The organism is Gordonia sp. NPDC003504 (assembly GCF_053587995.1).
Map to the genome: position 1 here is coordinate 49,968 of NZ_JBSFPC010000011.1, position 11,313 is coordinate 61,280.

An 11,313-nucleotide genomic window follows, 5' to 3' on the forward strand; every position below is an offset into this window, starting at 1 on the left:
GATGACCAACCCCTTTGACGACGAGAACGGACGTTTCTACGTCCTGGTGAACGATGAGAATCAGCATTCGCTGTGGCCGACTTTTGCTGACATCCCGGCGGGATGGACGAAGGTCTTCGGTGAGGATTCTCGGGCTGCGTGTCTGGAGTATGTGGAGAAGAACTGGACGGATCTGCGTCCGAAGAGCCTGATCGACGCGATGGCGGCTGACGCCGCGGCACCAGGTGGATCCGCCGAGGGCGGGTCGTCGGCGGGATGAGTCCGGGAGTGGCGGTGAGATCGAGGGATGACGTCGCGGGGACATGTCACCGCGATAACGCTTCCACATCAAGCTCATACGCCACTCCTCTAACACGAGTCACGCACGTAACATCGGAGGCACGGCGAGGATCAGAAATTTTCTGTGTATTCGGCACAGAATCAGCGTCACCGGTTTCCAAAAGTCCGTTAGCAAGGCAAGCTATGTAAAAGGACCCGGTGCCAGTTCAACTGGGAGGCAGAGTGGCCAGGGTCGAAGGATCGAGCTCGGGGGAGCGACGATGATTATGGAACTTGTAGAAGACATCCAGCGCCGGGCGGAGATCACGCCCCGACTGACCGCAGTGCGTTTCGGCGAGGACGCCGTGACGTACGGAGCGCTCGACGAGAGCATCGCCTCCTACGAGTCGGTGACGGAACGTCACGGCTTGTCCCGAGAGGCCGCGTTCCACGCCAGCCTCCTGCACTGCATGCCCTCGTTGACCCGCATCGACGGTCACGCCGAACGCAACCGCGTGATGTCGGAGATCGTGGGCTGGTTGGGCCGCGACCTCGGCAACGGTGGCGGTCGCCTGCGCGCCGTCAGCTGACACGGACAAACGACAGGCCCCACCGGGTGTGATCACCCGGTGGGGCCTGTTCGTGTTCATGGCCTGTCGGGCCGGCTCGATCAGAGGATGGCGGCGATCGCCAGGATGACGAGCAGGATGGGTGCGCCGACGACGATGCTGCCGGTGCCGAGCACCAGCGAGGTGATCGCACGTCCTGTGCCGCGGTGGCGGGTCGACCCCGCGACGGCGTTGCGACTGGTGCCGATCCGGACGAGGGCGGTCGTGCCCAGGACCATGGCGATGAACCCCAGTATCGCTCCCACTCCGACCAGTGCGAGGGGCAGCGAGACGATGCCGGTGACCAGCGCGGCCGTGGCCATGCCGCTGCTCTCGCGTGGTCGTGACGACAGGGTCGTGATGGGTCCCGCGATGACCGAAGCCGTGACCGGCAGGCGCGGAGACGTCAACGGGGTCGCGTACTCCCAGATCTCGGGGACGGCGGCCGGGATCGGACGATCCTCGACGTCGCGCCGCGTGATCGCGGGATGGACCATCGGCGGGGTGGAGAACCGTCCCGACGCGTGCGACATGGCCGCCGCTTCCGGCGCGATGCCCCCGGATGACACCTCCGGCGCCTGGTACTCGACGATCGGCGTCCCGGGGTCGCCCGCGGGCCAACGCCGGATCTCCTCGGTGACCGACGGCACGATCGGCTGTGTGGGATGGTCGCTCACCCGCATGGGAATCCTCCTGGTGCCCGACGACTCGGCTCTCCATCCTCGCGGCTCGGGGCCGAGAGGGAGGGGGCGCGACGTCCATTCTGTCGTACTCCACTGCAGCCGACGAACGTCACGGACGCGTAACGCTCGCGTCGGACATCGTGCAAAACGACGGAACTCGCCATCCGGGATGCCCGGGAATGGCGAGTTCCGTGTGCGTGGATCGTCGGCGATCAGCCGCCGTGCTGGCCGCCCATGGAGGTCAGCTGGGTGACGGCGTCACCGCTGAGCTTCCAGTCGCCGTCGACCTTGGTGTAGGCCAAGGTGATGTCGATCGGCTGCGGAGCGTGCGGACTCTTCACCGCGACGGTCGCGACAGCCTTGTTGTCGCCCTCGGCCTTCACCTCTTTGACGGCGTAGACCTCGGGGGTGTAGCCGGCCATGTTCGAGCCCTTGGCGTAGGCGATCAGCGCGCCCTTGGTCACCGGGTTGGTGGTGTCGACGACGGCCTCGATCTCCTCCGACGACGTCGCGGGGTCGACCGCCTTGCGCAGGATGACCTGTGCGTCGTCGGAGCTGAGCCCGACGACGGCCTGCTTGGCGTCGCTCGCTGCCGATGCGACCGCTGCCGACGCGTCGCTGGCGGCACTGCTCACGGTGTCCGACGTGTCATCGGAACAGCCTGCGGCGACGAGCAGAGTCGCGGTGGCCAGCAGCGCTGCGGCCAGGGACTTCCGAACTTTCATATCGATTCCTCCTCTTGGGTAAGCCCACACTAACCCACGCCTTTCGCCGGGAGAACCACACTCGGAATTAATCGGACCGTGGTCCGGTTAGACTGGGTGACCACTCCGGCAACCCGGACATCTCAGAGCCAGGAGGCGTGACATGCAGTTCGGACTCTTCAGCGTCAGCGACATCACCGTCGATCCGACGACCGGTGTCGAACCGACCGAATACGAGCGCATAAAGGCGATCGTCGCGATCGCCCGCAAGGCCGAGGACATCGGTCTCGATGTCTTCGCGCTCGGTGAGCACCACAACCGACCGTTCTTCTCCTCGTCGCCCACGACCACCCTGGCCTACATCGCCGCGCAGACCGAGCGCCTGCAACTGTCGACCGCGACGACCCTGATCACCACGAACGATCCGGTGAAGATCGCCGAGGACTTCGCGATGCTCCAACATCTCGCCGACGGCCGCGTCGACCTGATGCTCGGCCGCGGCAACACCGGCCCGGTGTACCCGTGGTTCGGCCAGGACATCCGTCAGGGCATTCCCCTCGCGATCGAGAACTATCACCTGCTGCATCGGCTCTGGACCGAGGACGTCGTCGACTGGGAGGGCAAGTTCCGCACGCCGCTGCAATCGTTCACCTCGACGCCGCGTCCCCTCGACGACGTCGCGCCCTTCGTGTGGCACGGATCGATCCGCAGCCCGGAGATCGCCGAGCAGGCCGCCTATTACGGTGACGGTTTCTTCGCCAACAACATCTTCTGGCCCAAGGACCACTTCCAGCGATTGATCAACTTCTACCGCGAGCGCTACGAGCACTACGGACACGGCAAGGCCGACCAGGCGATCGTCGGTCTCGGCGGACAGTTCTTCATCCGCAAGAACTCTCAGGACGCGATCAACGAGTTCCGGCCCTACTTCGACAACGCGCCGGTCTACGGACACGGCCCGTCGCTGGAGGATTTCAGCCGCGAAACCCCGCTCACCGTGGGCAGCCCGGCCGAATTCGTGGATCGCACACTGTCCTTCCGCGAGACCTTCGGCGACTATCAGCGTCAGCTGTTCCTCGTCGACCACGCCGGTCTGCCGCTCAAGACGGTGCTCGAGCAGCTCGACGAACTCGGCGCGGTGCTGCCGGAACTGCGCAAGGGCTTCGCCGAGGGGCGGCCGGCCGAGGTTCCCGACGCGCCCACCCACGCATCGCTGGTGGCCGCGCGAGACGCCGCTGATGTTGCAGCGGAACAGGATACGACGGTGAACGCATGATCCGCCTGGTCGCGGTGAACGCCGGCCTGAGCGAGCCGTCGTCGACGAGGATGCTCGTCGACCGGCTCGCCGCCGCCACCACCGCGGTGCTCGGCGACGATCGGGTCGATGTGCAGATCATCGACCTTCGCGATCTCGCGGTCGACCTGGGCCGGTCGATGGCCCCAGGCTTCGCCACCGGCGCCGCGCGCGACGCCATCGCATCGGTTCAGGACGCCGACGCCCTGATCGTGGCCACACCGGTGTTCAACGCGTCGTATTCCGGTCTGTTCAAGACCTTCTTCGACCTCGTCGACGTCGACGCGATGAACGGAAAACCGGTACTCATCGCGGCCACCGGCGGCAGTCCGCGGCATTCGATGGTGCTCGACCACGCCCTGCGTCCGCTGTTCGGTTACCTGCGGATGGTGGTCATTCCGACGGGAGTCTATGCGGCAGCGCAGGATTGGGCCGGAGGGTCCGGTGACACCGCGACACTGGGCGACCGGATCGATCGTGCGGCCCGCGAACTCGCGGCACTGCTGGGTACCGGCGATCGGCCCACGAGGTCGGCGCCCACCGGCACCGAGGCATCTCCGGCGGCGACCACCGCCGAGGCGTCGGGCATCGCGAACTTCGCGCGACTTCTCAACGGGGTCTGAGCGGATCGGTCACTCACGTGCGCGCCCGGGAGTGTTCTCCCGGGCGCGCAACCGTGTTCCGGGCAGCGCCGGGGCGGGCAGATGTTGGACGTCGCCGACGTAACCCCGCACCTGGCCGAAGCGTTCGGAGTGTTCCATCCACTGCTCGCGGAACGCCACGATGTCGTCGTGGGTGCGGCCGATGAAGTTCCACCACATGATGATGTCCTCGTCGAGCGGTTCGCCGCCGAGCAGCACGATGCGGGCGGTCTCATTGCCGACATTGACCAGTGTGATCGCCTCGGCGCCGAGGCCGATGTAACCGAGTTCGGTGCGCCGCAACGGTTCTGCGGTCGAGTCGGCGATCTCGACGACGCCGGAGTCGACGAGGACGCCGTGCTCGAAGTCGTGGCGCACGTCGAGGGTGATCCGTGCCCCCGGTGGGATGTGCAGTTCGGCACCGAGCAATGGGGTGAAGGTGCGCACCGGTGAACTGCTACCCATCACCTCGCCCAGGAAGACCAGCGCGCTGACCTCGCCGACGGTCACCAGCGGTGGTTCGTAGTGCGCGAAATCCCTTGTGGTGTCCCGGGCCTCGTCCGGTAGCGCGATCCACAACTGCACGCCGTGCAGCACCGTGGTGTCGGGGGTGCTGACCTCGGTGTGTGCGATCCCGTGACCGGCGGTCATCAGGTTCAGCTCGCCCGGCCGCACCATCGCATGATTGCCCATGGTGTCGCGATGCTCGATCTCCCCGGTGAAAAGCCAACTCGCGGTTTGCAATCCGGTGTGCGGGTGCGGTGGGACGTTCATCCCGCCGGTGCTCGAGACATCGTCGGGCCCGTAATGATCGGCGAAACACCAGGCGCCGATCAGTGATCGGTCACGCTGGGGCAGGGTGCGATGCACGGTCATCGCCCGTGGGCCGCCGAGCGGGACGTCGCGGGCGGTGAGCACCTCCACCCGCAGCGCACCGGACGGGGATCGGGCGTCGTCACCGATGGTCCGGCATTCGACTTCCGCCGGCTGGGTTTCCATGTTGCTCACGGGCTACCGCCTTGGACTGGGGCTGGTGGACTGCGAGCCAGTCTACGTACTCACCGGACAGCGCCGTCGGGTCACACGGTCTCGGCGTCGTCGAAGGTCATCGCGAGGCTGCGGACCGAGGTCGACATCAGTGCGTGCCGGGACAGCTTCAGTGTGCGCAGCTCGTCGGCGATCGGATGATCGCCGAGCTCGAGGAGCGCGCCGCCGACCCGGGTGCGGGTTCCGGTGATCGACCGCAGCCGCCACGGCGTGCTGCGCAGCACGCCGTCGAGCTGGGAGTAGGCGTGCAGGGTCGCCTCCACCGACGAGCCCGGCATCGGCAGGCCCGGTTTGACGGTGAGGTCGGCGATCAGGGCCCCGTCGGCGCTGACGCGGCCGTGGCGGGTCGCCGAGTCGTGGTCGACGTCGAAGTCCGCGAGGGTCTTGGGGAAACCCCAGATGCCGCGTCCGGCGGCCAGGGTGAAGTCGCCGTCGACGGGGAGGTGATGGATGAGGGCCCGGGCGTCCCCGGCGAACAGCGAGCGCAGCGCGGCGACGGGCGACGGGGCGGGCGCGGCGGGATCGCTCACCAGGAAACACACCCCGAACTCGTTGTACGGTCCGAGGTCGCCGTCGATGTATTCGACGAACACCAGCATGCACATCCCGCGATCGCGGCGGATCCGCAGCGGGGTGAGTCGGCGATCTCCGGGGCCCGAACCGTCGATGGCCCGCTGCATGGCGGTGACGTCGGCGGAGAATCCGCCGACGAAACAGCGTGCGGTCCGGATCTCGACGGGCATCGTGACCGTCTCGCCGAGGACCTGATGCCGGGTAGGGGTGGACATGCGAACTCCCGCCGTATGGTTTCTAGAACGTGTTCTATTTTGCCGGACGGACCGCCCCGGTGTCCCCTTTTTCGGCGTCCCGGCGTACGCCCGTTCGGATGAAAAACCCGCGGTGGACACCCACGCCTGAGGGCCGATGTCCGATTCTCGTGATACGACACGTCACGCAGCGCAGGGATCGGGAAGGGGGTCACAATGCCCGGCGGAACTCTTCGGGTCGGCATGGTCGACGATCACCGATCCCCGATCTGGGGGATCGAACGTGTCCTCGAGCCCGAACCCGACATCGAACTCGTGCGGGCCGCCGCCACCGTCGACGAACTGCTGGCCGCCGACGTCGAACTCGATCTGGTGCTGCTCGATCTGCGTCTCGACGACGGCACCACCCCGCGGGAGAACGTCAACCGGCTGCGCGACGCGGGCATCGGTGCGGTGGTCTACACCTCCGGTGAGCATCCGGCGTTGCTCCGGTCGGCCGCCCGGGCCGGCGCCCTGGGCGTGGTCCTGAAATCGGCGTCCGAGGACGAGATCCGGGAGGCGCTGCGTGCGGCCGGGCAGGGCCGGGCCGTGCTCACCACCGAGTGGGCCGCCGCGATCGACGGCGACCCCGAACTCGCCGCGGTCGACCTCAGCCCGCAACTGCAGCGGGTGCTGGCGTTGTACGCCTCGGGTGAGACCTCGGCCGGCGTCGGTGCCGCGCTCGGGGTGAGCGCGGAGACCGTCAACGAGTACCTCAAGCGGATCCGGCAGAAATATGCCGACGCCGGTCGCCCCACCCGCACCAAGATCGACCTGTACAAACGGGCCATCGAGGACGGGTGGCTGCCGATGCCGCGCCGCGGCGACGACCCGCCCGACCCATGACCGCGATGGGGCCCCGGGAAGCCCGCATTCAACGACTCATGGCCCGGTTCGTGGGCGGCGGATTCCTCGCCTACCTGCTGGTCTCCGCCGTCGAGTTCGCGCCGACGTCGACGTTCGTCGCGGCCTGGTTCACCCCGGTGGCCGCCGTCGCCGCGTTTCTCCCCGGCATCACGATCTTCGCCTACAGCTTCGTTTCCGAGGTCAGGCCACGAGTCCTCGTCGCACTCTCGGTGCTCACCTCGGTGGGCTACGTCGGTGCCTGCGCGCTGTGGTTGATCGCCTGGAACGGGGTGGCCAGCGGCGCGGACCGGGTGACCTGGCTGATGAGTTTCGGCGGACTGCCCAGTCTGGCCATCGTGCTCGTCCGCCCGCTGTGGGTCGGCGTGATCCATCTGGTGATCTGCATCTGTGCCTCGACGATCGTCACCAATCTCGGCCGTCATGGTGCGTTGGGCGCCTCGACGATCACCGAGGTCATCTGGGGTGTCGCCTACAGTTCGATCTTCCTGTTCGCCGCCGCCATGATCCGGCGCACCGGCCAAACCCTCGACCAGACCCGCGCCACCGCACTGCGGGTCACCTCGGCGACCGCCGCCGCCACCGCGCGTGACGTCGAGCGGGCCCGGTTCGACGCGCTGGTGCACGACCACGTGATCGCCACCCTGCTGGCGGCGGAGTCCGGCGACGCCGACGGACGACTGGCCGGTCAGGCCCGGTTCGCGCTGTCCGAACTCGACTCGCTGGCGGCGGTCGGTCCGCACCGTCCGGTGACCCGCGACGAGGCCGCGGCCCGTCTGCGGGTGAGCGTGTCCTCGGTGTCCGAGGACGTCGGTGTGCACCTCACCAGGATCGGGGGTGCCGACACCGACCGGGGACCGTCCGACTATCCGGCCGAGGTGATCGCGGCGGTCGGGGAGGCGATCGCCGAGGCCGTGCGCAACGCATCCCGCCACGCCGGCCCGGACGCCGAATGTGTGGTCGTCATCGAACTCGGCCCGGACTCGCTGCAGGCGGCCGTCATCGACGACGGACGGGGATTCGACACCGGCGCGGTGCCCCCGGAACGGCTCGGGATCGAGGTGAGCATCCGGCTGCGGATGGATTCGATTCCCGGCGGTGGGTCCCGTATCCGCAGCGCGGCGGGCGCGGGCACCACGGTCCAGCTGTGGTGGCGGCAGTCATGAAAGCCGCAGTGCGCGTTCTGCTCCGGCAACACCCACGCAACGACGCGTCGACGATCATCGGATTGCAGTCGCGCTGGGTGTACGCGGTGATCGCCTGGTTCGTCGGCGCCTGCCTGATCACCGCCGGATTCGGCGCCGGCGGGGTGCGGTCCTGGCCGCTGTTTCTCGTGGTCCTGTTGCTCGTGTTCACCGGGGTCGGGGCGCTGATCCTCGCGCCCGGTGATCCGATGGGCGCCACCGCGACGGCCATCACCGCGACGATGGTGGCGGTGGCCCCCGCGCTCGCCACGGCGGCGTGCGACTCGCCGCCGGCCGTCGCGTTCGGGACCGTCGGCGGCTGTGTCTCGGCGACCTGCGCCTTCATGTGTGTGCGGGGGCGCGTCCTGGCCGCCTGGTGCGCGTTCGGTGCATCGATGCTCGGTTCGGTGGGAGCGGCGTGGCCCGAGGCGACACCGTGGTTGGGTGCCCAGATCGGCAGTGTCGCCGTGCTGTTGATGGCCACACTGTTCGCCGCGATCATTCGTCCGGCGGCACGCGAGATCTATGCGTTGCGGGCGCAGACCGTGCGCGAGGCGAGTGCGGCGGCGTCGGTGGCGGCGGCGACGGCCGAGCGTGACGGTCAATTCGCGCGGCTCGACGAACAGGCCAGGCAGTTGCTCGAGACGATCGCCGCCGGGGCGACGCTGACGCCTGCGCAACGATTCCGGTGCCGCCTCGTCGAGGCCCGGTTGCGCGACGGAATCCGCGCCCGCGCCCTCGATACACCCGAGGTGGTCGACGCGGTGTGGGCGGCGCGGGAACGTGGCGCCACGGTGACCCTGCTCGACGATGCCGGCGCAGCATCCGCCCAGCCGGGTGCCCCGGCCGAATCGTCACGTGACCCGGTGCTCGCGGAGATGCGCGCCCGATTGATCGGCCTGCTGGCCGACGTCGCGGCCGGGAGTTCGATCACCGCGCGGGTTCACCCGATCGGCCGCGTTCCGGTGGGCACGATCGTCGTCCGGACGGCGGACGGACAGCATCGCGTCGACTTCAGTGGGGCGGGTGACGATGGCGGCATCGAAACAACGCCTGGTCAACGAGATTCGCGGGCGTGAGACGTCCTCAAAAAAGGGGAAAGTGCTTGCAGACGGAAGGATCGTCCCCCGAGTTGGGACTATTCGGTATCTGAGCGGAGCCTTAAGATCTGCTGTGACGACCTGAATGATGTGCGCTCGGCACCACGCCTCGTGACCGCCGCGGCCACACGACAAGTGAGGAACCACGGTGACGACCGCGCATTCTGATTTCCCCGCCCCGACGACCCGAACCGCGACCGCGAGCGCGCAGCCCGCACCGGCGCGGCAGGTCCCCGGCCGATTTGGGCCGAGCCACCCCGCAGCGGGTCAGCCCGCACCGGTTCCGACAGGACGGATGACGCCGGGACAGGTCCGACCCGGACACCGCCCGCCCGCACCGGTGACGCGCATCGCCGACTACCGGCCCACGCATCCCCGGCCGGTCGGTCCGGGCGCTCCGATGCGTCCGGCGCCCGCCACCCCGGTCGTCGAGACCCCGTCGGTGCGTCGGCCGTCCCTGTCGCCCCGCGAGGTCGAGGTGCTGCTGGCCTGGCTGCGGGCCGAGTCCAAAGAGGAAGCGGCCGAACATCTGTTCATCGCCGCCTCGACGGTCAGCACGCACCTGGCCCGCATCCGCGCGAAGTACTCCGGCGTGGGACGCCCCGCGCCGACCAAGACGCATCTGCTGGCCCGCGCACTTCAGGACGGGATCACCCGGCTCGAGGACTGGTGAGTGCGAGGCGGTCGCGACCGGTCGCGACCGCCGACCTCAGAGCTGCACCTGAGCCAGGATCGGTGGGCTCGGCGCCGCGGACCCGCCGCGGGGTTCGATCGTCACCGCCACCACGTCGGCGGTGTCGATCCGGTCGATGAGCGCGGGAGCCGCCGAACCCGTACCCGGCACCAGCCCGGCCGACACCGGCGCCGCGTTCTGCCCGCCGACCAGCCACAGCTGATAGGTCCGGTCGTCGGGCAGCGGCGTGCTCCGGTCCCGCAGGACGGCCACCGCCTGGTTACGGCTACGCGAGGCCACCACCGACATCGATCCGTTGTCACCGGAGAGCCGGGTGACGGTCAGCGTCGCGTCGGGTGCCTGCAGCACGTCCAGGACATCCTGATCGGCGCTCACCTCGGGAGCCGGTGACGGCGCGAGTTGCCGCCCGATCAGCACCCCCGCGCCCAGGGCGACGACGACGGCGACGGCCGCCGCGGACAGGGTCATCGCGATCCGGCGCCGCCGGGCGCGACGCGCGTCGAGGTCGGTCACCACGGTCGGCTCCCTCATCCCGGTCGTCTCGGCCGTATCCGGGCGTTGGGGTGCGGACGCGGAGCCGGCATCGGCATCGGATTCGGTATCTGCGTCGGTAGCGGAGCCGCTATCGTCGTCGAAGACGTGGGCCAGCACCGCCGCACGCAGCTCCGGTGGTGCGGCCAGGGCGTAGCTGCTCGCGAAATCGGCCATGGTGGTGTGGATTTCGGTGATCCGGCCGTCGTAGATGGTGCGCTCGAGCGGTGTCAGGCCGGCGTACTCGGTGTCGAACCGCGCGTTCTCGTCGGGACGCAACGCCGAGATGGCGAAGAGTTCGACGTGGTCGTCGAGCCAGTCGGTGTCAGCCATGGCCATGTCCTCGTACGCAATCGCGCAGTCGTCGCAGTCCGTCACGGATCCGCGATTTGATGGTGGGCAACGGGGTGTCGGTCTCTTGCGCCACCTCGGGATAGGTCATCCCGTTGAAATACGACATCTCGATGCTGGAGCGCTGCAGGGCGGTGAGGTCGTCGAGGCAGGTGCGCAGCGTGCGGGTTTCCTCGCGGTCGACGACGACCTCGAGTGGCAGTGGGGCGGACACCGTCGCCTGCGCGACCCCGGCCTCGGTGCTGCGCCGGCGTTGCAGTTCCTCGGAGCGGACCCGGTCGATGGCCCGGCGGTGCGCGATCGTCATCATCCAGGTGATCACCGAGCCGCGGTCGGGCCGGTAGGTGGGGGCCTGCTGCCAGTACTGCAGATACGCCTCCTGCACCACCTCCTCGGCGTAGTTGGCGTCGCGGATGACCCGTAACACCAGCCCGTAGATCCGCGGATTGGTGAGGTCGTAGAGGCGGGTGAAGGCATCCCGATCACCGGAGGCCGTCGCGGCGAGCAGATCTCGCATCGACAATTCGGCGTCCTCGGCATTCGGGGTC

General features: G+C 68.5%; 14 protein-coding genes. 8 read left to right on the forward strand and 6 right to left on the reverse strand.

The window, feature by feature from the left end; genetic code table 11:
* Position 1: 1 nt before the first annotated feature.
* Complete coding sequence (locus tag ACWDPV_RS18530) at positions 2 to 259, forward strand: MbtH family protein (RefSeq protein WP_449744145.1); 258 nt, start codon at positions 2 to 4, stop codon at positions 257 to 259.
* Between the two features lie 286 nt (positions 260 to 545).
* A complete protein-coding gene (locus ACWDPV_RS18535) occupies positions 546 to 848 on the forward strand; it encodes a hypothetical protein (RefSeq protein ID WP_449744146.1) in 303 nt (100 codons plus the stop codon).
* An 80-nt stretch (positions 849 to 928) separates the two neighbouring features.
* On the opposite strand, the gene ACWDPV_RS18540 is transcribed toward ACWDPV_RS18535, so the two are convergent.
* A complete protein-coding gene (locus ACWDPV_RS18540) occupies positions 929 to 1,543 on the reverse strand; it encodes a DUF4190 domain-containing protein (RefSeq protein ID WP_449744147.1) in 615 nt (204 codons plus the stop codon).
* A 218-nt stretch (positions 1,544 to 1,761) separates the two neighbouring features.
* Positions 1,762 to 2,274, reverse strand: coding sequence for a DUF4878 domain-containing protein (locus ACWDPV_RS18545; RefSeq protein WP_449744148.1), 513 nt, complete (start codon positions 2,272 to 2,274; stop codon positions 1,762 to 1,764).
* A 142-nt stretch (positions 2,275 to 2,416) separates the two neighbouring features.
* Between ACWDPV_RS18545 and ACWDPV_RS18550 the strand changes: the two genes are divergently transcribed.
* Together ACWDPV_RS18550 and ACWDPV_RS18555 are read left to right on the forward strand one after the other, a co-directional pair.
* A complete protein-coding gene (locus tag ACWDPV_RS18550) occupies positions 2,417 to 3,529 on the forward strand; it encodes an LLM class flavin-dependent oxidoreductase (protein ID WP_449744149.1) in 1,113 nt (370 codons plus the stop codon).
* Entirely contained in the window at positions 3,526 to 4,170 is a 645-nt protein-coding gene (locus tag ACWDPV_RS18555) for a CE1759 family FMN reductase (RefSeq protein ID WP_449744150.1), read from the forward strand. The genes ACWDPV_RS18550 and ACWDPV_RS18555 overlap by 4 nt, the downstream gene beginning before the upstream one ends.
* A gap of 9 nt (positions 4,171 to 4,179) precedes the next feature.
* Here the strand turns inward: ACWDPV_RS18555 and ACWDPV_RS18560 are convergent, their stop codons facing one another.
* Both ACWDPV_RS18560 and ACWDPV_RS18565 read right to left on the reverse strand, forming a co-directional pair.
* On the reverse strand, positions 4,180 to 5,196 hold the full coding sequence (locus tag ACWDPV_RS18560; RefSeq protein ID WP_348805536.1) for a pirin family protein: 1,017 nt from the start codon (positions 5,194 to 5,196) through the stop codon (positions 4,180 to 4,182).
* A gap of 71 nt (positions 5,197 to 5,267) precedes the next feature.
* A complete protein-coding gene (locus tag ACWDPV_RS18565; protein WP_348805535.1) occupies positions 5,268 to 6,023 on the reverse strand; it encodes an acetoacetate decarboxylase family protein in 756 nt (251 codons plus the stop codon).
* A 195-nt stretch (positions 6,024 to 6,218) separates the two neighbouring features.
* Here ACWDPV_RS18565 and ACWDPV_RS18570 point away from each other — a divergent pair, with 195 nt between their 5' ends.
* The 4 genes from ACWDPV_RS18570 (at position 6,219) to ACWDPV_RS18585 (ending at position 9,862) form a co-directional block, all read left to right on the forward strand.
* Entirely contained in the window at positions 6,219 to 6,887 is a 669-nt protein-coding gene (locus ACWDPV_RS18570; RefSeq protein WP_348805534.1) for a response regulator transcription factor, read from the forward strand.
* A 38-nt stretch (positions 6,888 to 6,925) separates the two neighbouring features.
* A complete protein-coding gene (locus ACWDPV_RS18575) occupies positions 6,926 to 8,071 on the forward strand; it encodes a sensor histidine kinase (RefSeq protein WP_449744151.1) in 1,146 nt (381 codons plus the stop codon).
* Complete coding sequence (locus ACWDPV_RS18580; protein WP_449744152.1) at positions 8,068 to 9,168, forward strand: hypothetical protein; 1,101 nt, start codon at positions 8,068 to 8,070, stop codon at positions 9,166 to 9,168. Before ACWDPV_RS18575 ends, ACWDPV_RS18580 begins: the two co-directional genes overlap by 4 nt.
* 316 nt (positions 9,169 to 9,484) lie before the next feature.
* The gene (locus tag ACWDPV_RS18585) at positions 9,485 to 9,862 is read left to right on the forward strand and encodes a response regulator transcription factor (RefSeq protein WP_348809188.1); all 378 of its coding nucleotides are present in this window, start codon (positions 9,485 to 9,487) and stop codon (positions 9,860 to 9,862) included.
* Between the two features lie 36 nt (positions 9,863 to 9,898).
* Here ACWDPV_RS18585 and ACWDPV_RS18590 read toward each other — a convergent pair whose 3' ends face one another.
* Complete coding sequence (locus ACWDPV_RS18590; RefSeq protein WP_449744153.1) at positions 9,899 to 10,747, reverse strand: anti-sigma factor; 849 nt, start codon at positions 10,745 to 10,747, stop codon at positions 9,899 to 9,901.
* Positions 10,740 to 11,282, reverse strand: coding sequence for an ECF RNA polymerase sigma factor SigK (sigK, locus tag ACWDPV_RS18595; protein ID WP_449744220.1), 543 nt, complete (start codon positions 11,280 to 11,282; stop codon positions 10,740 to 10,742). Before sigK ends, ACWDPV_RS18590 begins: the two co-directional genes overlap by 8 nt.
* Between the last annotated feature and the right edge of the window lie 31 nt (positions 11,283 to 11,313).